16 protein-coding genes are annotated in these 23,126 nt (G+C 71.0%); 11 read left to right on the forward strand and 5 right to left on the reverse strand.

Annotated features, from left to right (window positions below):
• The first annotated feature begins 125 nt into the window (after positions 1–125).
• The 9 genes from ACIRJR_RS21220 to ACIRJR_RS21260 all read left to right on the forward strand — a co-directional run bounded on the left by ACIRJR_RS21220 (position 126) and on the right by ACIRJR_RS21260 (position 13,394).
• Positions 126–770, forward strand: coding sequence for a DNA alkylation repair protein (locus tag ACIRJR_RS21220; protein ID WP_403783635.1), 645 nt, complete (start codon positions 126–128; stop codon positions 768–770).
• 578 nt (positions 771–1,348) lie between these two features.
• On the forward strand, positions 1,349–3,889 hold the full coding sequence (locus ACIRJR_RS21225; RefSeq protein WP_403783000.1) for a Pls/PosA family non-ribosomal peptide synthetase: 2,541 nt from the start codon (positions 1,349–1,351) through the stop codon (positions 3,887–3,889).
• A 4-nt stretch (positions 3,890–3,893) separates the two neighbouring features.
• On the forward strand, positions 3,894–6,365 hold the full coding sequence (locus ACIRJR_RS21230; protein ID WP_403783003.1) for an amino acid adenylation domain-containing protein: 2,472 nt from the start codon (positions 3,894–3,896) through the stop codon (positions 6,363–6,365).
• A gap of 27 nt (positions 6,366–6,392) precedes the next feature.
• Positions 6,393–7,400 carry a TauD/TfdA family dioxygenase gene (locus tag ACIRJR_RS21235; protein ID WP_403783006.1) on the forward strand — a complete coding sequence of 336 codons (1,008 nt, stop codon included), beginning with the start codon at positions 6,393–6,395 and terminating at the stop codon, positions 7,398–7,400.
• On the forward strand, positions 7,397–8,467 hold the full coding sequence (sbnB, locus tag ACIRJR_RS21240; protein ID WP_403783009.1) for a 2,3-diaminopropionate biosynthesis protein SbnB: 1,071 nt from the start codon (positions 7,397–7,399) through the stop codon (positions 8,465–8,467). The genes ACIRJR_RS21235 and sbnB overlap by 4 nt, the downstream gene beginning before the upstream one ends.
• Positions 8,468–8,531: 64 nt before the next feature.
• Complete coding sequence (gene sbnA / locus ACIRJR_RS21245; protein WP_403783012.1) at positions 8,532–9,584, forward strand: 2,3-diaminopropionate biosynthesis protein SbnA; 1,053 nt, start codon at positions 8,532–8,534, stop codon at positions 9,582–9,584.
• 289 nt (positions 9,585–9,873) lie between these two features.
• Positions 9,874–11,238 (forward strand): glutamate decarboxylase, encoded by a 1,365-nt coding sequence (locus ACIRJR_RS21250; protein WP_403783015.1) that lies wholly within the window; start codon positions 9,874–9,876, stop codon positions 11,236–11,238.
• Positions 11,239–11,400: 162 nt separating this feature from the next.
• Entirely contained in the window at positions 11,401–12,066 is a 666-nt protein-coding gene (locus ACIRJR_RS21255; protein ID WP_403783018.1) for a hypothetical protein, read from the forward strand.
• A complete protein-coding gene (locus ACIRJR_RS21260; RefSeq protein WP_403783021.1) occupies positions 12,063–13,394 on the forward strand; it encodes a wax ester/triacylglycerol synthase domain-containing protein in 1,332 nt (443 codons plus the stop codon). Before ACIRJR_RS21255 ends, ACIRJR_RS21260 begins: the two co-directional genes overlap by 4 nt.
• Here ACIRJR_RS21260 and ACIRJR_RS21265 read toward each other — a convergent pair whose 3' ends face one another.
• From ACIRJR_RS21265 to ACIRJR_RS21275, 3 genes are all read right to left on the reverse strand, one after another.
• Complete coding sequence (locus ACIRJR_RS21265) at positions 13,395–14,483, reverse strand: polyprenyl synthetase family protein (protein WP_403783024.1); 1,089 nt, start codon at positions 14,481–14,483, stop codon at positions 13,395–13,397.
• A gap of 101 nt (positions 14,484–14,584) precedes the next feature.
• Positions 14,585–15,643 carry a polyprenyl synthetase family protein gene (locus ACIRJR_RS21270; RefSeq protein ID WP_403783637.1) on the reverse strand — a complete coding sequence of 353 codons (1,059 nt, stop codon included), beginning with the start codon at positions 15,641–15,643 and terminating at the stop codon, positions 14,585–14,587.
• Positions 15,644–16,025: 382 nt separating this feature from the next.
• On the reverse strand, positions 16,026–17,387 hold the full coding sequence (locus tag ACIRJR_RS21275) for a peptidase C39 family protein (protein ID WP_403783027.1): 1,362 nt from the start codon (positions 17,385–17,387) through the stop codon (positions 16,026–16,028).
• Positions 17,388–17,610: 223 nt separating this feature from the next.
• Here ACIRJR_RS21275 and ACIRJR_RS21280 point away from each other — a divergent pair, with 223 nt between their 5' ends.
• Together ACIRJR_RS21280 and ACIRJR_RS21285 are read left to right on the forward strand one after the other, a co-directional pair.
• Positions 17,611–18,225 carry a uridine kinase gene (locus ACIRJR_RS21280; protein WP_403783030.1) on the forward strand — a complete coding sequence of 205 codons (615 nt, stop codon included), beginning with the start codon at positions 17,611–17,613 and terminating at the stop codon, positions 18,223–18,225.
• A 365-nt stretch (positions 18,226–18,590) separates the two neighbouring features.
• Positions 18,591–20,498 (forward strand): AAA family ATPase, encoded by a 1,908-nt coding sequence (locus tag ACIRJR_RS21285; protein ID WP_403783033.1) that lies wholly within the window; start codon positions 18,591–18,593, stop codon positions 20,496–20,498.
• 115 nt (positions 20,499–20,613) lie between these two features.
• Here the strand turns inward: ACIRJR_RS21285 and ACIRJR_RS21290 are convergent, their stop codons facing one another.
• Both ACIRJR_RS21290 and ACIRJR_RS21295 read right to left on the reverse strand, forming a co-directional pair.
• Entirely contained in the window at positions 20,614–21,699 is a 1,086-nt protein-coding gene (locus tag ACIRJR_RS21290) for a hemolysin family protein (RefSeq protein ID WP_403783036.1), read from the reverse strand.
• Complete coding sequence (locus tag ACIRJR_RS21295) at positions 21,696–23,069, reverse strand: hemolysin family protein (protein WP_403783039.1); 1,374 nt, start codon at positions 23,067–23,069, stop codon at positions 21,696–21,698. The genes ACIRJR_RS21290 and ACIRJR_RS21295 overlap by 4 nt, the downstream gene beginning before the upstream one ends.
• Between the last annotated feature and the right edge of the window lie 57 nt (positions 23,070–23,126).

Genomic DNA, 23,126 nt, shown 5'->3' on the forward strand with positions numbered 1-23,126 from the left:
GGCTGGACCGCGGCACCGGGTGACGGTACCGAGCCGCCCCGGAGCCGGGGGACTCCGCCCGTAGGCTGTTCCTCGGCGGTGGGAGACGGGAGGCCGATGTGTCCGGGACGACGGTGACCGAGGTGATGGCCGAGCTGGCCGGGCTCGACGACCCGAAGGCACGCGCGGTGAACGAGCGGCACGGGGACGACCACGGCGTGAACCTCGGCGCGCTGCGGGCGCTGGCGAAACGGCTGAAGACGCAGCAGGAACTCGCGTGCCGGCTGTGGGACACGCAGGACGGCGCGGCGAGGCTGCTGGCGGTCCTGATCTGCCGCCCGAAGGCGTTCGGCCGGGACGAACTGGACGCCATGGCGCGCGAGGCCCGCACCCCCAAGGTGCACGACTGGCTCGTGAACTACGTGGTGAAGAAGAACCCGCACGCCGACGAGCTGCGCGCCGCCTGGTTCTCCGATCCGGATCCGGTCGTCGCGAGTGCCGGCTGGGCCCTGACCTCCGACCGCGTGACGAAGAAGCCCGAAGGCCTCGACCTCGGCGGACTGCTCGACGTCATCGAGGCGGAGATGAAGGACGCCCCGGACCGACTGCAGTGGGCGATGAACCACTGCTTGGCCCAGATCGGGATCGCGCACGCCGCGTACCGCACACGCGCGATCGGAATCGGCGAGCGCCTTGAGGTGCTCAAGGACTACCCGACGCCCCGGGGCTGCACCTCTCCGTACGCGCCCGTCTGGATCGGCGAGATGGTGAGCCGGCAGCAGGCCGGGTAGCCGCGGCCGCCTTTCGCGACCAGGGCACGCAGTGGGACCGGACCCATCCGGCGGGGAGCGGCTCCGGGCCCGGCGCCCGGCATCGTCGCCATCCGCGGGAACGGCACGGCCCCGTGGACCATGCCCGCCCCGGCCGGCGACCGGCCGGCCTGTGAACCGCCTCGCCCCCTTCCCTCTCCGCGTGGAAGCACGGGACGCACCGGTGGCGACCCCCGAGAGAAGGCGCCGGGTCACCCTCTCCCCGCCGTACGCCACTGGAGCCCGGGGCCCCCTTCCGGCAGCGCGGCCCACCCGAGCGCCGGGACCCGCGGGGTCATTCGTGACGAAAAGGATCTCATACGAAATTTCCCCCCAGAGGGGCAAACCTTCCCTCCGTCGGTCCCGAATGCCTTGTAGAGAGCCCACGCGGCTCACCCGCTCACTTCGAGTCGCGTTCGGCACACCGGGCATCCGGCCCGGGGACCAGGTCACCACCCGTGCCCGGCTCGCCGCCCGACGCACGTGCGCCCGCAGTCCGGCCGCGATGCCGTCACGGGCGCGCACCGGGACACCGACCAGATCGCGCGAGGGAGCCCCCCATGACCGCAAAGCAGGTCGCCACACTGTCCCCGAGCCCTGGGGACGGCCAGGAAGTGCACCAGGAATCCCCCGACGTGACGTGCGCGTCCACCGAAGAGACGCTCGCCCGGGTCCTGGCCGACGTCATGCACCTGGAACACGTCCCGGTCGACAGCCGGTTCTTCGACGACCTGGGTGCCGACTCCCTGGTGATGGCCCACTTCTGCGCGAGGGTCAGGAAGCGCGCGGACCTCCCTCCGGTCTCGATGAAGGATGTCTACGCGCACCCCACCATCGGTGCCTTGACGCTCGCACTGACCACGGACCTCTCCACCGCACCCGTCGCCCCGTCGCCTCCCGCCCGGTCCCGGCCCGCGCCGGCACCGGCCGCTCCGACGGGCCGGGCCAGGTATGTCCTGTGCGGGGCCCTGCAGTTGCTGACCTTCGTCGCCTACTCCTGCCTCATCGCGTTCGTGAGCGTCCGGGGCTACGAGTGGATATCGGCGGGGTCCGGCGTGCTCGACGTGTATCTCCGCTCCGTCGTGTTCGGCGGCGCGGTGTTCCTGGGACTGGCCGCCCTGCCGATCGCGGTGAAGTGGGCCCTCGTCGGGCGCTGGAAGCCCCGGCAGATCCGTATCTGGAGTCTGGCGTACTACCGGTTCTGGGTCGTCAAGACCCTCGTCCGCTCCGACCCGCTGGTCCTCTTCGTGGGGTCGCCGCTCTACACCCTCTACCTCAGGGCGCTGGGCGCGCGCATCGGGACCGGCGCCGCGATCTTCTCGCGCCATGTTCCCCTCTGTACCGACCTCTTGTCCGTCGGGGACTCCGCGGTCGTCCGCAAGGACTCGTTCCTCACCGGCTACCGCGCCCACGGCGGCGTGATCGAGACGGGCCCCGTGACACTGGGGAAGGACACGGTGGTCGCCGAGGCCTCGGTGCTCGACATCGGTACGTCGCTCGGAGACGGCGCACGGCTGGCCCACGCGTCCGCCCTGCACAGCGGGCAGACGGTCCCGGCGGGCGAGCACTGGCACGGCTCACCGGCGGAGCGCGCGGGATCGGAGTACCCGGTGGTCGAGCCGGCGGCCTGCGGCCCGGTGCGCCGGTCGGTGCACAGCGTCATGCAGCTGTTGAGCGCACTGCTGGTGTATCTGCCTCTGGCCGTCGGCGGGATCGGCATCCTGCTCGCGGAGGCCCCGCAGCTCGAATCGGTGCTCCAACCGGGGCCCACGGTCCTCACGGGCTGGGAGTTCTACCGCGACGGCCTGATGGCCTCGTTCGTGATCGTCTTCGTGCTCCTGCCGCTCGGCTTCCTGCTGCTCGCCACCGTGCCTCGGCTGCTCAGCCGCACCATCACGGCGGACAGGGTCTATCCCCTCTACGGCTTCCACTACGGGGCGCACCGCGCGATCACCCTGCTGACCAACCGCCGTTTCCTGACCCGCCTGTTCGGGGACAGCTCCGCTGTCGTCCCCTACCTCCGCCTGCTGGGCTACGACCTCTCCAGGGTGGAGCAGACGGGGTCGAACTTCGGGACCGAGGTGAAGCACGAGACGCCGTACCTGAGCACGGTCGGGACGGGCACGATGGTCGCCGACGGTCTGTCGATCAACAACGCCGAGTTCTCCAGCACGTCCTTCCGTGTGTCCCGGACGGCCATCGGCCCCCAGAACTTCCTGGGCAACCGGATCGCCTACCCCTCCCGGGGCCGTACCGGCGCCGACTGCCTCCTGGCGACCAAGGTCATGGTCCCGGTGGACGGAAGGATCCGGGAGGGCGTCGGCCTCCTCGGCTCGCCGAGCTTCGAGATCCCCCGGTCGGTCCGGCGGGACAGCAGCTTCGACCGCATGAAGAACGGCGAGGAGCTGTCGAACGGCCTGGCCGGCAAGAACAGGCACAACGGCGCCACCATGGGGCTGTATCTGCTGGTCCGGTGGATCTACGCGTTCGTGGTCACCCTGATCGTGTCAGGATCCGCCGAGCTCTACACCTCGGTCGGCCCCGTCGCGATCGCCCTGGGCAACGTGCTGGTCGTGCTCGGCGGCGCCGCGTACTTCGTCCTCGTGGAACGCGCCGTCACGGCCTTCCACCGGCCGGGCCCGCTGTTCTGCTCGATCTACGACCCCCGCTTCTGGCAGCGCGAACGCTACTGGAAGGTGCCCTCGGAGACGTACCTCCGTGCCTTCGACGGGACTCCCTTCAAGACTCTCGTCTGGCGTCTGCTGGGCGTCCGGATCGGGCGCAGGGTCTTCGACGACGGCTGCGCGCTGACGGAGCGCTCCATGGTCACCATCGGGGACGGCTCCACGCTGAACACCGGCACCGTCGTCCAGTGCCATTCGCAGGAGGACGGCGCCTTCAAGTCCGACCGCTCCACCATCGGGGCCGGCTGCACGCTCGGGGTCGGAGCCTTCGTCCACTACGGCATCACGGTCGACGACGGATCGGCACTCGCTCCGGACTCATTCCTGATGAAGGGCGAGACGGTCCCGCCGCACGCGCTGTGGGGCGGCAATCCGGCCCACCAGATCGACCGGGCGACGCCCGGGACGAGGAGTTGACACCATGGACACGCTCGCACGCACCGACGCGGAGTACTGGCGCGACGTGCTCGTCGCCGGCGGGGCCACCTCCCTGACTCCCTGGACGCGTACCCCCGCACCCGGCACCGCCGTGGTCGAAGCGGCCGTCCCGGAAGAGCTCGTCACGGAACTGGTCGGCATGGCCGCGTCGATGGGGGTCTCCCCCACCGTCCCGGCACTGGCCGCCCACGCCAAGGTGCTCTCCGTCCTGTCCGGTGACCGGGACGTCACCACGGGGTATGTCGCGGGGTCGGGCCACCGGCCGCTGCCGTGCCGGCTGACGACGGCCTCCGCGTCGTGGCGGACGCTCATGAGGCACGCCGACAGTGTCGAGTCGGAGCTGCTGGCCCACAAGGACTTTCCCCTCGACGCTCTGCGCACGGAGCTCGGCCTGCCCCTCACCGCGCCCGAGGTGGTCTTCGATCCGACCGGCACAGGTGACCTGCCGCGGGACACCGCACTGCAGGTGGCGGTCGTACGTCGCGGCGGCCGGTCCGTGGTTCGGGCGCGGTACCGGACCGACGTACTCGACGAGGAGTGCGCGACCAGGATCGCCGGGTACCACCTCGCCGCGCTCAGGCTGATCGCCGACGATCCGGATGCGGCGCACGGGCGGCGGACCCTGTTGTCACCCGAGGAGGTCCGCCATCAGCTCGACGGGCTCGCGGGGCCGCGCCGCGCACTGCCGGACCTGCGCTTCCACCAGCTGTTCGAACAGCGGGTGCGCGCGCACCCGGACGCCGTCGCGGCCGTCCAGGGCTCCCGGCGGTGGACGTACCGCGACCTGAACAACCGCGCCAACCGGCTGGCGCACGCGCTGCTGAGCGCGGGCCTCGGCCGGGAGGACGTCGTCGCCGTGGTGTCCGGACGGAGCCTGGAGTGGCTGGCCGCGGTCGTCGCCGTCCTCAAGTCCGGCGGCGCCTACCTGCCCGTCGAGCCCCACTTCCCGGCCGGACGCGTCAAGGCCATGCTGGCCTGGGCCGGCTGCCGGCTGGTGCTGACGGAATCCGGGCCCGCCGCCGCCCTCGGCGACGCCCTGCCGGACGTCCGGTCCCTCTCCATGGAGAGGATCTGCGAGGAGAGCCCCGAGGACGCCGATCCCGGCGTGGCCGTGGACTCCGGGGACCTCGCGTACGTCTTCTTCACCTCCGGCTCCACCGGCGAGCCCAAGGGCGCGATGGTGGAACACGCCGGCATGCTCAACCACCTCCTCGCGAAGATCGACGATCTCGGCATCAGCGACGGGGACGTGGTCGCCCAGACCGCGCCCCAGTGCTTCGACATCTCCCTGTGGCAGCTCCTCTGCGCCCTCCTCACCGGTGGACACACCCTCCTGGTCGGCCAGGAGGCGATCCTGGACGTCCGGCGGTTCGTCGACACAGTGGCCGACGGCGGGGCCACCGTGCTCCAGGTGGTGCCGTCCTATCTCGACGTCGTGCTGTCCTTCCTGGAACGGCACCCACGCCCGCTGCCCCACCTGCGCTGCGTCTCGGTGACCGGCGAGGCGCTGAAGAAGGGCCTCGTCGAACGCTGGTTCACCGCCGGCCCCGGGGTCAGGCTGGTCAACGCCTACGGACTGACCGAGACGTCCGACGACACCAATCACGCGGTCATGGAAGAGGTGCCGGACACCGACGGCGTACCGCTCGGCCGCCCCGTCAACAACGTCCGCGTCTACCTCGTCGACGAACATCTCTCCCCCGTGCCGCTGGGGTCCCCCGGCGCGATCGCCTTCTCCGGGGTCTGCGTCGGCCGCGGGTACATCAACGACCCCGAGCGGACGCGGGCGGCGTTCCTGCCTGATCCGTACCGCGCGGGTGAACGGCTCCACCTGGGAGGGGACTACGGCCGCTGGCTTCCCGACGGCCGGCTCGCCTTCCTCGGCCGCCGGGACTCCCAGGTCAAGATCCATGGCTTCCGGATCGAGATCGGTGAGGTCGAGAACGCCCTGCTGCGGGCGGACGGTGTGCGTGACGGTGCGGTGGTGGTCGCCGAAAGCACCGCCCGCGGCCGGCGACTGGTCGCCTTCTACACCGGCGGCCACCCGCTGCCGGCCGACGTGCTGCGCGACGGGCTCGGCAGCACTCTTCCCCCGTACATGGTCCCCTCCGCCTTCCACTGGCGCGAAGCCCTTCCGCTGACCGCCAACGGAAAGATCGACCGCCGTGAACTGACCCTGAGAGCGGCGGAGTCGGACGAACCGGAGCAGCACGCGGACGACGACTCGCCCCGTACCCCCACCGAACAACGCCTGGCGGCGGTCTGGGCCGAGGTGCTCGGAGTCCCCCGGGCACACCTCGGCCGGCGGGACGACTTCTTCGCCCGTGGCGGCACCTCGCTGTCGGCGGTCGGCATGGCGGTCTCCCTCGACAGGGAGATCTCGCTCAAGGACCTCGTCAGACACCCCGTACTCACCGATCTGGCGGCACTGATCGACTCACGTTCCGCCCGATGAACCCCGCATCCCCGAAGGAGACCCCAGATGACTTCCATCGACACGACCGCCCCTCCGCTCGACCTGGAACCGGAACCCGGCCGGCCCGCGATGCTGCGGGTGCCGCCGACCGACGACCCGGCCGGGTGGGTGGCGGACGCCTGGAGCGGAATCCGTGCCGCACTCGTCGGGCACGGTGCCGTCCTGGTCCGCGGGCTCGGCCTGCGGGACGTGGAGGACGTCGGCGCGGTGCTGCGGCGGACGGCCGTCGAACCGGTGAGTGAGAGGGAGGCCTTCGCACCCAGGCGGACCCACTCCCCCGGCGTCCACTCCTCGTCCGCCTGGCCGCCGAACCAGCCGATGTGCATGCACCACGAGCTGAGCTACACACTCGGCTTCCCCGGCCTCCTGCTCTTCGCCTGCCTCTCCGAGCCCACCGCGGGCGGGGCCACCGGCCTCGCCGACGCGGCAGCCGTCCTGGACGCACTGCCCCGGGAACTGGCCGAGAGGTTCGAGCGGGAGGGATGGCTCCTCACCCGCAGCTACAACGGTGAGATCGGCGCCACGCTGACCGACGCCTTCGGCAGCGACGACCCCGGCGCGGTGGAACGCTACTGCCGGGACCACGCCGTCGACTGGGCCTGGCAGCCCGACGGGACGCTGCGCACCTGGCAGCGCCGCAGCGCCGTGGTACGTCACCCGGTCGACGGGCGCCGCTGCTGGTTCAACCAGATCGCCTTCCTCAACCGGTGGACGCTCGCCCCCGAGGTGGCCGAGTACCTGATCGACGAATACGGCGCCGACGGCCTGCCGTTCAACACGTGGTACGGCGACGGCGAGCCCATCGAGGAGGAGGTCGTCCGTATCCTCAACTCGGTCTACGAGGAGCACACCGTACGCATGCCGTGGCAGGCGGGCGACCTTCTCCTCGTCGACAACATCCGCACCGCGCACAGCAGGGAGGCCTACGAGGGACCGCGCGAGGTCGTGGTCGCGATGGCCTCGCCCACCCGGCTGGAGACCGGCTCGGTGGCGGAGGAGGCGGAGCTGCGATGAACACCACCCAGGCCACCCGTCCAGGACGTGCCGTAGCCGGAGAGACCGTCGTACCCCCGTTCGCGGTGGTCCCCGGAGGCCAGGTCCAGCAAGCCCTCCAAGGCCGGGAGAAGGAGATCGTGGAGGTGGTCGAGGCCGCCTACCGGCTGCACGGGGCAGGCCGCACGGTGAACCCGCCCTCCTCGTTCCTCCGCTTCCCCGACCGCCCCGCCTCCCGGATGATCGCCCTGCCGGCCTCCCTGGGCGGCGAGTCACCGGTGGACGGAATGAAGTGGATCTCCAGCTTCCCCGGGAACGTGGCATCGGGTGTGCCGCGTGCGTCGGCCGTGCTGATCCTCAACGACCCCGCCACCGGCTATCCGTTCGCCTGCATGGAGAGCTCGATCATCAGCGCGACGAGGACTGCCGCCTCCGCGGCGGCGGCCGCGGACCGCCTCAGCCGCGACCGGCCTCGCCCCACCCGCGTGGGGTTCTTCGGAACGGGCCTGATCTCCCGGTACATCCACACCTTCCTCGAGGGGTCCGGCTGGTCGTTCGACGACGTCGGGGTGTACGACCTCTCGGCCGACAGCGCGGCCGGATTCCGCGTGTACGTGGAACAGTCCGGCAGCGCCGCCGCCGTCACCGTGCACCCGGACCCCGAGGAGCTGATCCGCACGAGCGACCTCGTGGTCTTCGCGACGGTGGCCGGAGAGCCGCACGTCACCGATCCGGCATGGTTCGACCACGACCCCGTGGTCCTGCACGTGTCGCTGCGCGATCTCGCGCCGGAGGTCCTTCTGGCCTCGACCAACATCGTGGACGACATCGACCACTGCCTCAGGGCGGGCACCTCGCCCCACCTGACCGAACAGCTCACGGGGAACCGGGAGTTCGTGCACGGCACGCTGGACGACGTGATGGCGGGCACCGTGACCGTGCCGGGCGACCGGCCCGCGGTCTTCTCGCCCTTCGGCCTCGGGGTGCTCGACCTGGCGGTCGGGAGCTACGTCTACGACCGGATCGCCCGCGCCGGCGAACTGCGTCTCGTCGACGACTTCTTCCACGAACTGAGCCGCTACGGATGACGCGTCCGGCGCGCACCACTGCCCTGCCCGCACGACCCAGCATGATCCCGAGGAGGAGTTCACCGTGTCGGTCATAACCGTCCCCCATGCCTTCAACGAGGAGGATCTCTATGTGGACGTCGAGGCCGTCTTCGGCCAGTCACTGCTCCTCAAGTGCGAGGGCTTCAACTTCGCCGGCTCCATCAAGCTGAAGGCCGCCGCCGAGATGGTGGCTTCGGCCGAACGCGACGGCACGCTCCGGGCCGACTCCGTCCTCGTCGAGTCCTCGTCCGGGAACCTGGGCGTCGCCCTGAGCATGATCGCGGCCAGCAAGGGATACCGCTTCATCTGTGTGACGGACTCACGCTGCAACCTGGCCACACGGCTGATGATGGAGGCACTGGGCAGCGAAGTGCACCTGGTGGCCGCCGAGGAGTCCAACGGCGGCTTCCTCGCCGCGCGGCTGGCCCATGTCCGGCAGCTGTGCGCCTCCGACGACCGGTGCGTGTGGCTGAGCCAGTACTCGAACCCGGCGAACTGGAGGGCGCACTACCTCACTACGGCTCCGGGGATCGCCCACTCCTTCCCGCAGCTGGACGTGCTGTTCATGGGCGCGGGGACCACAGGAACCCTGATGGGCTGCGCGAGGTGGTTCCGGGACTGGCACCGCCCCGTCCGGATCGTCGCCGTGGACATCGCCGGCTCGGTGGCGTTCGGCGGAGCACCCGGCCGCCGGATGATCCCCGGGCTCGGCATGAGCATGCGTCCGCCCCTGCTGGACGAGTCGTACGTGGACGAGGTGGTGCGGGTCGAGGAGACCGACACGATCCGCGCCTGTCGCCGGCTGGCCCGCCGAGGCTTCCTCTTCGGCGGTTCCACCGGCACGGTGGTGAGCGGAGCGGTGGACTGGCTGTCCCGGCACGGGAGGCCGGAACTCACCGCGGTGGCGATCGCCCCCGACCTGGGCGAGCGCTACCTCGACACCGTGTACCAGGACAACTGGGTCGAGGACCTGTACGGCGCGGACGCACTCGGCCCCGCCGGCCGCGCCCCGGCCACCGGGGCGGAACCGGCCGTGGCCCGCCCCCTCACCACCGGCTCCGCACCGGAGGAGGCCGGGGCTCCGGAGAACCGGTGACCGGACATCCGGGGCGGAAGGCCTCCTGGACCGGCTGGGGACGGTCCCCGGGGCGGAAGGCCTCGTGGACCGGCTGGGGACGGTCCGTGGAGGGAGGCTGTTCGTCACGAGCCGTTCGCACCCGGCGTCGAGTTCCGCCGCCGGCGCGACGGTGCTCCGTCCGGCCCGGCCGGGCCGGGCGAGAAGCCGCGATTCGGGGACTCACCCGACACCGGGACCGGGACCGGGCGCATTGTGCCCCGGCGTGTCCCTCACGGGGGCCAGCGGGGAAACTGTTTGAATCCGTCGCATGACTATGCGCGACGACGCGGCCCTCTTCGGTAACCGATTTCTGACCGCGCCCGCCCCCTCGGAGACTTTCCCCGAAAAGGGCATGGCCGCGACGGACGCCATGAGGCTCGTGGATGTCGATCTGGCCATGGAGGGTGACCCTCAGCGCAACCTCGCGACGTTCGTGACGACGTGGATGGAGCCCGAGGCGCAGCGACTCATCGCCGAGAATCTCCACCGCAATTTTATCGACCACGCGGAGTACCCCATTTCCGCCGAGATCGAGCAGCGTTGCGTACGCATGCTCGCCGATCTCTTCCACGCGCCGGGAAAGACGGCCGGATGCCGGACCCAGGGCTCTTCCGAGGCGATCATGCTCGGTGCGCTGTCGCTGAAGTGGAAATGGCGCGAACGCCGCGGAGCGGCCGGCCAGTCGATGGACAGGCCGAATTTGATCTTCGGCGGGGACGTCCACGTCGTGTGGGAGAAGTTCTGCCGCTATTTCGACGTCGAGCCGCGGATCGTGCCCCTTTCGGAGGGCAAGTACACGATCGGCCCGGAGGATGTGGAGCCCCACCTCGACGAGAACACGATCGGCGTCGTCGCCGTGCTCGGCACCACCTTCACCGGGCACAAGGACGATGTCGTCGGGATCGACGAACTCCTGCGGGAGGTCCGCAAGGAGCGGGACCTCGACATCCCGATCCACGTGGACGCCGCAAGCGGCGGCTTCGTGTGGCCGTTCCTCTTCCCGGACTCGAAGTGGGACTTCCGGCTCGAGCAGGTCCGCTCCATCAACGTCTCGGGGCACAAGTACGGATTGGTCTACCCCGGCGTCGGCTGGCTGGTCTTCCGTGAGGAGTCGGACCTCGCCAAGGACCTCGTGTTCTACGAGAACTACTTGGGCAAGACGGACGCGACGTTCACCCTGAACTTCTCGACCGGTTCGGCCATGGTGCTCGCGCAGTACTACAACTTCGTGCGTCTCGGCCGCCAGGGCTACACCTACGTCATGAAGATCATGCAGGAGAACGCCCGCGCGCTGGCGGACAACCTCCGCAACAGCGGCCGCTTCGAAGTGATCGGAAGCGAGGCCGAGCAGCTGCCCCTCGTCGCGTTCCGGCTCGCCGGCGAGCACTCCTACGACGAGTCCGACGTCGCCTGGCAGCTTTCGGCCGAGCGCGGCTGGATGGTCCCGGCGTACACCCTCCCGCCCGAGGCGGAGGGCGTGAAGATCATGCGGGCCCTGGTCAAGGAGACCCTGAGCCGCGAGCAGATCCATCGCCTGAGCCAGGACATCACCGACGCCTGCCGCACCTTGGACGACAAGGGTTCGACCCACGGCGTGGAGCGGGCCCAGGTCAAGCGCGGGACCGGCTACTGACCTCCCGGATAGCCCGGCAGCCTGCCGTTCCGCGAGCAGCCGGGTCCGGGCATCGGCGCCGACTGTCGGGGAGACCGTTTCGCCGGCGTGACCAGGGCCGTTCGCTGTCGTTGTGCGGGTGGGCGTATTCGCTCGACGGGTGTCGCGAGGCAGGGGGCGTGGGTGTCCGAGCAGGAGACCACGGTGGTGGCCGAGCGGGAAGCGGGCTCCGCTCTTCCTGCCTGCTCCCGGCAAGCGTCCGGTGCGCCGGCCCGCGCTGACGCGCGCTGTGCGTGGCTCGTCAGCGACGGGTTCGAGCCGAGGAACTGGATGCTGGCCCTGGCGCCGCTGCTCGGATGGCGCGCCGACGGCGCCACCGGATTCGGGTGGGGCCTGTTCGCGGCCCTGTTCACCGGCGTACTGCCTTCGGTGGTCCTGCGTCTGGGCGAACGCGGCGGCTACTGGAGCGACCGCCGCGTACGGCAGCGCCGGGAACGGCTGGTGGCCGGCCCCGTCGTTCTGTTCTCGGTCATCACCGGTACGGGCCTGCTGTACGGGCTGGGCGCCACGTCTGCCGTCCGTGCACTGGTGGCCGCGATGCTGGCCGTGTTGCTGGTGCTGATGGTGATCACCTTCTTCTGGAAGGTGTCGGTGCATTCCTCGGTCGCGGCCGGTGCCCTGGCGGTTCTCGCCTCGCTCCACGGGCCGTGGTGGGCACTGTCGGCACCGCTGGTGGCGGTGATCGGCTGGTCACGGGTGCGGTTGCGGTGCCACACCGTCGCCCAGGTGACTGTCGGAGCGTGCCTGGGCGCGGCCGTCAGCGGCGTGGCCTTCGCATTCCTGCGATGACGGAGATGAGACAGATGCCCACGTTCCTCCCTCCCGGCGCCGCCGATCTCTTCCTGCGCGACGTGGAACGGCGCGCCGCGCACCCGGACGCCGCCTCGACCATCGGTGCGGTACTCCATCTGTCCGGCGCCGTTCCCGGGTTGCCTGCCCTTCAGGAGTGCGTGGCCGCACGGCTGCCCCGCCTTCCGTGCATGACGCATGTCCTGGACGGTGACGGTCGGCAGGCCCGGTGGGTACACGCCGATCCCGACCCGGTGCGTCACGTCGCCGTACGTCGCCTGGCCGGGGGTGCAGAAGCTCTGGAAGCCGCGGTGCGGGAACTGATGTGCGTCCCATGGCCCGAGGGTGTCCCGGCCTGGCGTCTGGTCCTGCTGCACGGCCACGTCCCCGACGGGTTCGCGCTGCTGTACCTGACCCATCACGCCGTGCAGGACGGCGGCGCCATCGTGGCGGTGCTGGAAGCCCTCTTCGGCCCGGACGCGACGGCCGGGGGACCTGCGCCGGTGCCGTGGACAGGGTCAGTCGAGCCCCGGCCCGGACTGCGGCAGGTAGGGCGCAGCGTCGTGATTCTCCTGCGGCACGCCAGGAAGCACCGTGTGTGGAGCTCACCCGCGCAGCCGCTTTCCAGCCGACGCCGCACCTCGTGGGTCCGGGTGCCCGTGCCGTCGCTCAGGGCCGCGGCCCGTGCCGGCGTCGGTGTGGGCATCAACGACGTCTACCTCACCGCCCTGGGCCACGCGATCGCCGGGTGGGCGAGCACCGCCTGGCCGCGTGCCGCACGGTCCCGCATTCCCGTCATGGTTCCCGTCAACCTGCGCACGGCCGACGAGTGGGCAGCCCCTGGCAACCGGCTCTACCTGACGCGGGTCGATCTTCCGGGCGGCCTTCCTCCTCTCGCCCAGCGACTCGCCGGCACCAGCGCGGTCACCGCTGCCCTCAGACTGTCCGGGCACCGGGCCGTGCTCCGTGCGGCCCTCACTCGCCTGCCTGCCCGGCTTCTCAGGCGCCTCGTAGCCGTGAGTACCGCCCCGGGCCGGCTCACCCTCGTCGCTTCCTGCCTGGTGATGCGCAAGCCCCTCAGCTTCGGCGATGCGGTGGTGGAACGGATCGATCCCGTCATGTGCTGCCCGCACGGGGTGCCCCTGTCGGTCGTCATGCTCGTCTACGCGGGTGAGGCGAGTCTGTGCTTCCGTGTCGACGAAGCCCTCCCCGGCGCCGATACCGTGCCCGGACTGTGGCGGCAGGCCCTGGAAGAGCTGTCGACGCCGCCCCGGAGCCTTTGCGGCAGCAGTGGGAGGAAAGCAGTCCCGGGGCGGCCCGTCAGGTGATCACAGGGCCCGCTCGACGCTCCAGAGCGGCAGGTGCTCGAAGAGGGTGACGGCCTCCTCACGCCAGCGCGTGCGCCAGCCGGCCGCCTCGGCCGAAGCCAGCTCCGCATAGCGGCGCATGTCCGCCCGCAGCCTCCGCTCGACCCCGCGGCCGGTGGCGATCTCCCGGACAGCGGCCACGGTCTCCGGCGTGCAGGAGGAGTCGCCGAGCGCGGCTTCCACCACCGCCCGCTCGGTCCCGCTCACGGCCGCCAGCAGGGCGACGACGGTGTAGCTGCGCTTGCCGCTGCGCAGGTCGCTGCCGGTGGGCTTACCCATCGTCCGCGCGTCGCCGAACAGGTCGAGGTAGTCGTCCCGCATCTGCTCGTAGATCCCGACGAGCCGGGCGTAGCGGCGCAGTTCCGCATCGAAGCGGACCGGGTCCTCGCCCGCGGCCAGCAGGCCCAGCTGCAGGGGGGCGAGAATCGAGTAGTGGGCGGACTTGTACTCGGAGACGGCGTGCAGCAGTTCCACGGTCGGCAGGTCGGTGAAGTCCCGCTCGATGTCCGCGATCTGACCGACCATCATGGAAGAGGCCGCTGCGCTCAGCACACCGACCATGGCGTGACGTACCGCGAGGGTGGCGGGGGAATCGAGGAGGACCTGCAGGGACAGGACCAGCGCGAGATCGCCGGCGAGGACGGTGAGTCCGAGGGCCTCCTGGGGGTGCCGCGGAAGCGTGTGGCGGTAGGCGTAGTAGGTGGAGGGCCCGCCCCGGCGGACGGGGTCGTCGTCGATGATGTCGTCGTGGATCAGCGCGTGCGTCTGCAGCAGTTCGACGCTCAGTGCGGCCTCCTCCAGGCCGGGCACCGGGTCGGGCGTCACCAGGCGGGCCGCCTCGTAGAGCACTGCCACCCGCAACCGCTTGCCGCCCCGCACCGAGAGGTCCCGCAGGAGGCCGAGGCACTCGGGAGTGAAGCGGCTGGACGACGGTGCGTCGAATGACTCCGCCAGCTCGCTGAAGTACTGCTCGAACCGGGCGTTGAAACGTCGTGCGCGGTCGGCGAAGCGCGCCTGGACCTGTTCGGTGGGAAGGGCGGCGTCGGTCATGAGGAGGATCCCGTCCGTGATGCCGGGCGCGCGCAAGACCGCGGCGCGAGAAGTCCGAAAGTGCGGCGTCCGGCCGGGTGCGCCGGAAGCCGTACGTGGATTCAGGAGGTGTACTGGGTGGCGGTGACGGCCAGTCCGCGCAGCGCCCGGGACGCGGCCGGCGGCAGCGCCGCCGTGTCCAGCACCCGCAGGACCTGCTCGAACCGGGTGGTGATCATGTGCTCGGTGCTCCGCCGGGCGCCGGCTTCCTCCAGGATGGCCCGTACCTCGGCCGCCCCCCGCTCGTCGAGATCGGCCCAGCCGACCAGGTCGCGCAGGCGACGCTGTTGTGCCGGGGTGGCCGCGCGCAGGCCCAGGGCGAGGAGAACGGTGTGCTTGCCCTCCCGCAGGTCCCCCGATCCTGGCTCGCACGCACCGTCCGTGCTGCCGAAGACGTCCAGGAGGTCGTCCCTGATCTGGAACGCCTCCCCCAGGGGCAGCCCCAGCGCGGTGCACAGTTCCAGGGTGGTGTCATCGGCGCCGGCGACGGCGGCTCCCAGCTGCAGGGGGCGCTCGACCGTTGCGGTGGCGGTCTTGTAGCGGACGATCCGCAGTGCCGCGTCAAGGTCGTCGTCGGAGCCGGTGCCCATCACGTCCAGGTACTGGCCGTACATCACCTCCTCCAGCATCGCGTCGTACAGGGCGTGCACCGCGCGGCGCCGATGGAGGGGCAGATCGGCGGTGTGCAGCAGCTCCTGTGCCCAGATCAGGGCGAGATTGCCGACCAGGAGGGCACCGCCCGCCCCGAGCCGCTCCGCCCGCGAGGACGGACCAAGGCGCGTACGCAGTTCCCGGTGCACGGCAGGACGACCGCGACGAGTGGCCGAGTCGTCCATGATGTCGTCGTGGATGAGCGCGAACGCCACGAACAACTCGAGCGACGCCGCCACTCTCAGGATTGCCGCCCTGTCCTCGCCCCCGCCCGCGGCATGCCAGCCGACCACGCACAGCAGGGCCCGGATGCGCTTGCCACCCGCACCGAGAAAATTCCGCAGAATGTCCGCGGCCTCCGGCGGATGACTCCTGACGGCAGCCGAACGCGCCTTCCCCTCCAGGAAGTCCTTCAGTACCGCGTCGACCTGCTCGCGCACGGCACCCAGATCGATCTCCTGAACGTCCATCACGCCCGAAGTCACCGGCCGGCCCTCCGGACAGCGCTCACGGACGGGCGGCCGTGGTTCACGAGCGACGGGACGCCGTCGCCGCGGTGGGCCGGGAGGGGCCGGCTGTCCTTGCGTTCCGTCGGACCTTGCCGCCGGGCCATCCACTTGATCGTCATGCCTGATCAACGACCAGGGCGGCCCCGGAACACGCTTTGACCACGATAGGCCGTTGTCGTCATCGCGCACTCCGACGGCATTGCGCTCGCCCTGAGCACCTCATGTGACGACAGCTCCCCGATCTCCCTGGTCAGGGCCGCTGTGGACCGGAGCGGCCACCTGCCGCGGGAAGACCGCGACCGCTGATCTCGGATCGTCGAGGCGGCCGCGGGTCCTCAGCTTCTCAGGCCAGCCCGAGTGACCTCAGGACGCGTCGCTGACGCGCACTCGGAGCGGCCGGCCAGTAGACGTAACAGACCCCGCCCGTCCCGCTCCGGACCGCGCCGTTCGCGTCGTACCGCTTCGTCCTCAGCCAGATGTTCTCCCACTCGCGCCGCGCGTAGACACGGCGCACCGCGTCGTTGGACGGCGACGCGGGGTCGTTGGCGATCACGTCGCCGTCGGCCGTGAAGCCGATGACCGTCATCAGGTGGCCGGAGGTGCCGTAACCCGCCCCCGTCAGCTCGCCCTTGAGGAACGACTGTGACGTTATGACCGGGATACCCGCGTCGACCAGCTTCTCCAGGTCGGCGAGCGAGCCGAGCCGGGTGACCGCGCTGCTCATGTCCTCGTAGGTCGCGGCGTAGGCGGCGTTGAACGGCCAGTTCCCGCAGCCGTCGTACTGGTAGTCGAACGTGTAGCGGGCCGCATGGCAGACCTGCGGGTCCTTGAGCCCCGGCTTGACCCAGGCGAGGTCCTCGGCGCTCGGCTCGCGGCCCCAGTACTCGATGATCATCTGGGAGGAGGTGGGGCTGCACCAGGCCTCGCCGCCGTTGTCGTACTCCGGGTACTCCCCCACATGGACGTTCTGCGAGTAGCGGGGCACGGCGAGTTCCCGGGCGGTGCCCGGCGTGGTGGCGGGCACCGTGAAGCGGTCGGGGATGTCCGAGGCCATGGCGCCGATCCGGTGGACCGTCGGCGTGAGGCGGGTGCCCGGGGTGCGGTACAGGGTCAGCCTCAGGCGGTACGACACCAGACGCAGCCCGCTCGCCGCGTCGTCGAGGGAGAAGGTGTCGGTCCAGACCGTGCTCCTGCCGTCGGTCTGGTCGTCCACCGAGGTCCGGCGGATGTCCGTGTCACCGGCGGCCCAGCGGCCCATCACGTACCAGGGCGTCTCTGTCCCGTCCGAGTAGCCGCCGCGCAGCTCGATCTGGATCCAGGTGCCCTGCGGGGTGTGGGCGTTCCAGGAGGCGATCACCTCGGTGGCGGGAACGGCCGAGCGGTGGACGGGTGACGTCCAGGTCGCGTACTCCCAGGTGCTGGTGGTGCCGGTATGCGGGTCGGTGTAGTCGGTGGTTCCTGCCGCTGCGGAGATCACCAGGCCGGGCCGGCGCCCGGCGACCGCGCGGGTGCCGACGGACGAGCCGAAGCGCCAGTCGGTGTAGGTGGTCCAGAAGCGGTTGTCCACGAGTGAGGCTGCCGCCGGGGCTGAGGGGGTACGGAGGGAAGCCGCGCTCGCCGGGCCGGCGGAGGCAATGGTTCCTGCCCCGGCCGCTGCCGCGAGCGCGGCGGTGAGCACGGTCCTGCGGGAAGTCGGACTTGTCATGGGCGAGACCCCCGGTCGTTGAGCGGAATGGGGCTGCGGGTGCCGATCGGTGGGCCAACTATTGCGGGTCGAGGTGTCATCCGGCCAGTGATTCGGCCCGTGCCGCGACAGCAATATTGGTCTGATCCACTGGCGTGACCTGCGCGGGACCGAGGAAGAGGGGAAGGACGGGCACCGGATCGGGGCCGAAAACGGCCCCCCGGCGCTCTCGTAGGGTGGAGATATGAACGACCTGGCGGACCACGCACGCCGGCTACGCGCCCTGCCCCCGTCCTGTGGCTCCGTGCGGCTGATCGCGGTCGACGGCCACGCCGGGTCCGGCAAGAGCACGTTCACCGGCCGTCTGGCGGCGGCGTTCGGTGGCGCCCCGGTACTTCACCTCGACGACCTGGCCACCCACGAGGAGCTCTTCGGCTGGACGGACCGGCTCCGGGCGCAGGTCCTGGACCCGCTGTCCCGGGGAGAGCCCGCCCGGTACGCCGCCTACGACTGGACGGCCCGGCACTTCGGTCCGCCGAGGACGCTGGACCCCGCACCCGTGATGCTGATCGAGGGAGTGGGGGCGGGCCGGGCCGCGGTGCGTCCGTTCCTCGCGGGACTGCTGTGGATGGAGGGTGACAGCGAGGCGTCCTGGGATCGCGGCAGACACCGTGACGGCCCTGGGCTCTCGGAGTTCTGGGACGGCTGGACCGTCGCGGAGCGGCGGCATTTCGCCGACGACCCCTCCGCCCCGTACGCGGACGTGGTGGTACGGCAGTTGCCCCTGGGGTACGCGTGGCTGGAAGGGCCACACCCGACAGCGGTGGCGAGTCGGATCATCACGGACAGTGAAGGGTGAGGGTCACCATACCGACCGGTCGGAGAATGCCCTGACGGCACCTCAACTCCGCTTGACCGGGGAGCCGTACAGGTCTTACGTTCTCAATGTGCGGCTTTTCGGAGCCCCCGCAGACGCGAAGCCCCCGGTTGTTCCCCCGTGATCGGGGGCTTCGTCCTGTCCTCCCGCGCCCCGGCCCGAGCGCCCCCTCACCCTCGGTGACCGCCACCGAAGCGCCGGTTACGTACTTAACCGCTCACTCCCTGTGCAGGTACGATGCGTCTCGGGTGCGGTCAATTCCCGTCCGCGGCACGGTGATTAGCCGTGCCGAGCTGGGCATGCTGTGCGGGCGGGACATTCTGGGGGCTCGGTTTGTGGGGGACCTGATGGACATCGGCACGCCGGGCACACAGGCCCCGGCCGACCTTGCCTGGCTGCGCGGGGTGGACGCCTACACCATGGGCGCCTACCCGCAGGCCGAGGAGGAGTTCAGAACCGCGGTGCGCTTCGATCCCGGCATGGCCGACGGCTGGCTGGGCCTGCACGCGCTGCGGATCGACACCGCCACGGCCCTGTTGCACATGTACCGCCATCGCGACCGCTTCGGCGAGCAGCGCGCTCGTCATCGACGCACGCTCAACTCGTGGTACTGGCTGGGCTGGTGGGTGCAGCCGGTGCTGGAGAGCCCCCGCGACCTGCTTCTCGCGCACGCCTCGCACTGGCTCGACGGCCGCCATGTGCCCGAGCTGGACCGGGCGTTGGCGGGCCTGCCGCCGGTCGACACCGATCACCAGGTGCGCTTCCTGCACGCCTGCCGCTCCTACCTGGTCAAGGACTGGGAACAGCTCGTGCGGACCACCGAGCAGCTCGTCGACGATCCGCTGCTCGGCATCGAGGCGGGGCTCTTCGGCGGCATGGCGCGGGTCCGCCTGGAGATGTACGGGCAGGCGGAGCCCCTCCTGTCCGCAGCCCTGATGCGATGTCGCAGCGAGCAGCCTCAGCGTAAGGAGCTGCGCTACTGGCTGGCGCGGGCGCACGAGGGCACCGGGCGCAGTGCGGCGGCCCTGCCTCTGTACCGGGCGGTGCACCGGGTCGACCCGGCCTTCATGGACACCTCGGCCCGGCTCGCCGCCATCTCCGAGGGGGACGGTTACGACGAGGCCTCCGACCTCGCCGCGGTGTCCCTGGCCGGCGTCGGTTCGGACGGCGCGGGCACGGAGGCCCAGGCGGACGGGGACATGGCGCTCGGCACCGATCTGGCGGACGGCCGTGAGCCCTGGCTCGGCGGCACCCCGCAGGTCCTGCCCGGCTCCGTGCTGCCGTCGTCCGGGCCCGGAGCCGACGGGGCGCGGGTGAAGCCGGGGGCGCCGAGGGCGGCAGCCTTCCCGGCAGGGCCGAGCGACCCGGCGATGCTCGCGGAGGCCTTGGCGGAGCTGGAGCGCATGGTCGGGCTGGAACCCGTGAAGCGCCAGGTCAAGGCCCTGTCCGCCCAGCTCAACATGGCGCGTCTGCGGGCGGAGCAGGGGCTGCCGGTGCAGCCGCCGAAGCGCCACTTCGTCTTCTCCGGTCCGTCCGGGACGGGCAAGACCACGGTCGCCCGCATCCTCGGCAGGGTCTTCTACGCGCTCGGGCTCCTGGGCGGCGATCATCTGGTGGAAGCCCAACGGTCCGACCTCGTCGGTGAGTTCCTCGGGCAGACGGCGGTGAAGGCCAACGAGCTGATCGATTCGGCACTGGGCGGTGTGCTGTTCGTCGACGAGGCCTACAGCCTCTCCAACTCCGGTTACAGCAAGGGCGACGCGTACGGCGACGAGGCCCTTCAGGTGCTCCTCAAGCGGGCCGAGGACAACAGGCACCATCTGGTCGTCATCCTCGCAGGCTATCCGGAGGGCATGGACCGGCTGCTCTCCGCCAACCCGGGGCTGTCCTCGCGCTTCACCACACGGGTCGACTTCCCGAGCTACCGCCCGCTCGAACTCACCGCGATCGGCGGGGTGCTGGCCGCCGAGAACGGCGACGTCTGGGACGAGGAGTCCCTCGACGAGTTGCGCAGCATCAGCGGGCACGTGGTCGACCAGGGCTGGATCGACGAGCTGGGCAACGGCCGCTTCCTGCGCACCCTGTACGAGAAGAGCTGCGCCTACCGTGATCTGCGGCTGTCGGGTTACGCCGCCGTGCCGACCCGGGAGGATCTGGCCACGCTGCGGCTGCCGGACCTGATGCAGGCGTACGGCGAGGTGCTGTCCGGGCGGGGGCCCGTGAACCGTGGGAAGCAGGAGCCGGGAGCCGCGTAGGCGGTCTCCCGGGAGCCGGAGATCCGTGGGATCCGGCCGCCGGGCGGCCCGGGGAGCCGGAGATCTGCGGAATCCGGCCGCCGGGCGGCCCGCGTGGGGCCGCCCGGCGGAGGGATCACCCCAGCGGGGCCATGGCTCTCGGCACCTCCACCGTGCGGCGGGGCACCGACACCCGGTGGGCCGGGTCGCGGACCTCACCCACCAGCATCTCCAGGACGTCCTCCATGGTGACCAGGCCGAGTACCCTGCCGGACGCGTCGGCGACCTGGGCGAGGTGCGTGGCCGCACGGCGCATGACCGTCAGGGCGTCGTCCAGCGGGAGCTCCGCCCGTACGGTCGCCATCGGCCGCCAGATCTGCTGCGGAACGGCCCGGTCGCCGTCCTCCAGCTCCAGGACGTCCTTGACGTGCAGATAGCCCATGAACGGGCCGCCGCCCTCCGCGCGTACGGGAAAGCGCGAGAAGCCGGTCCGTACGGTCAGCTCCTCGACGCTGCGCGGGGTGACCGAGGGATCCACGGTCACCAGGGACGCCCGGTCCAGGAGCACGTCGGTGACGGGCCTGCTGCCCAGTTCGAGGGCGTCCCCGAGGCGTTCCCGCGCCTCCGGTTCCAGCAGGCCGGCCAGGCCCGCGTCCTCCACCAGGCGGTTGAGCTGCTCACTCGTGAAGACGGCCTCGACCTCGTCCTTCGGCTCGACCTTGAAGAGCCGCAGCACGAGCCTGGCGCAGGCCCCCAGCCCCGAGGTGACCGGCCGGCAGAGCCGGGCGAAGCCGACCAGGCCGGGGCTGAGCCACATCGCGGTCCTCTCCGGGGCGGCCATCGCCAGGTTCTTCGGCACCATCTCGCCGATGACGAGGTGGAGGAAGACCACGGAGACGAGGGCCACGGCGAAGCCGAGCGGGTGGACGAGTCCTTCGGGCAGGTGCGCCGCGTGGAAGACCGGCTCCAGGAGATGGGCGACGGTCGGCTCGGCGACGGCGCCGAGGGTGAGGGAGCAGATGGTGATGCCGAACTGCGCGGCGGCCATCATCTGCGGCAGGTTCTCCAGGCCGTACAGGACCTGTCCGGCCCGGCTCGACCCGCTTGCCGCGAGGGGTTCGACCTGACTGCGCCGTACGGAGACGAGCGCGAACTCGGCGCCGACGAAGAATCCGTTCGCCAGTACCAGGAGACCGGCGAACACCAGCTGTACGAGGCTCATCGCACGGCCTCCAGCAGATCCTGGGTGAGGTGCTCCGCAGGGGGGTGGGGGTGCTGTACGGCCGCCAGACGGACGAAGCGGACCTGTTCGGCGCGGTAGTGGCCGACCTGGCGGACCAGGATCCGCCAGCCGGGCAGTTCGGCCCGGTCGCCGGGAGCGGGGATGCGCCCGAGCAGGTCGGCGACCAGCCCCGCCACGGTCTCGTAGGGGCCCTCGGGCACGTCGAGGCCTATCCCGTGCAGGGTGAGCACCCGGGTGCTGCCTTCCACGTCCCAGCCCGCGCGTCCGTCGTCGGTGACGACCGGAGTCAGCTCGGGGCGGTCGGCGCCCTCCGCGTCGTGCTCGTCCCTGACCTCTCCGACGAGTTCCTCGATGATGTCCTCGAGGGTCACGACACCCGCGGTGCCGCCGTACTCGTCGACCACCACGGCGATCGGCTGCTCGCTGCGCAGCCGCTGGAGCAGCTGTTCGACGGGGAGGGTCTCCGGTACGAGGAGCGGCGGCACGGCGATACGGCTCACGGGGGTGCGCAGGCGGTCCTGGGAGGGGACGGCCAGGGCGTTCTTGAGGTGGACCATGCCCACGACCTCGTCGATGCGGTCCCGGTAGACGGGAAAGCGGGACAGGCCGGTGGCCCGGGTGAGGTTGAGGACGTCGGCCGCCGTCGCCGACGCCTGGAGCGCGCTGACCCTCACCCGTGGGGTCATGACGTGCTGCGCGGTGAGACCGGCGAGGGACAGGGTCCGCACGAAGAGATCGGCGGTGTCCTGCTCCAGGGTGCCCGCCTCGGCGGAGTGACGGGCCAGGGAGACCAGCTCGCCCGGGGTCCTGGCGGAGGCGAGTTCGTCGGCCGGTTCGACACCCAGCAGCCGGACCAGGCGGTTGGCGACGGTGTTCAGGGCGGTGATCACCGGCCGCAGGAGGGCCGAGAACCGGTGCTGGGGCCCGGCGACGAACCGCGCGACCTGGAGCGGCCGGGAGACCGCCCAGTTCTTCGGTACGAGTTCACCGATCACCATCTGCACGGCGGCGGCCAGCAGCATGCCGGCCACGACGCTCACCCCGGGGACGACCCCCGTGGGCAGTCCGGTCGCGGTGAGCGGTCCGGCCAGGAGCTGGGCGAGCGCCGGTTCGGCGAGCATGCCCACGACCAGCGAGGTGATGGTGATGCCGAGCTGGGTGCCGGAGAGCTGGAAGGAGAGTTCGCGCAGGGCGGCGACGACGGTACGGGCCCGGCGGTCGCCTTCGGCGGCGGCGCGTTCGGCGTCCGGCCGTTCCACCGTGACGAGCCCGAATTCGGCTGCCACGAAGAACCCGTTGGCGAGGATGAGAAGGAATGCCGCGAGGAGCAGCAACAGGGGGGTGGTCATGCCGCCGCCTCCGGAGAGAGGGCGGCGCAGGTACTACCGGACGATCCGTCCATTGCT

Source organism: Streptomyces sp. NPDC102402 (assembly GCF_044765765.1).
Lineage (GTDB): Bacteria > Actinomycetota > Actinomycetes > Streptomycetales > Streptomycetaceae > Streptomyces.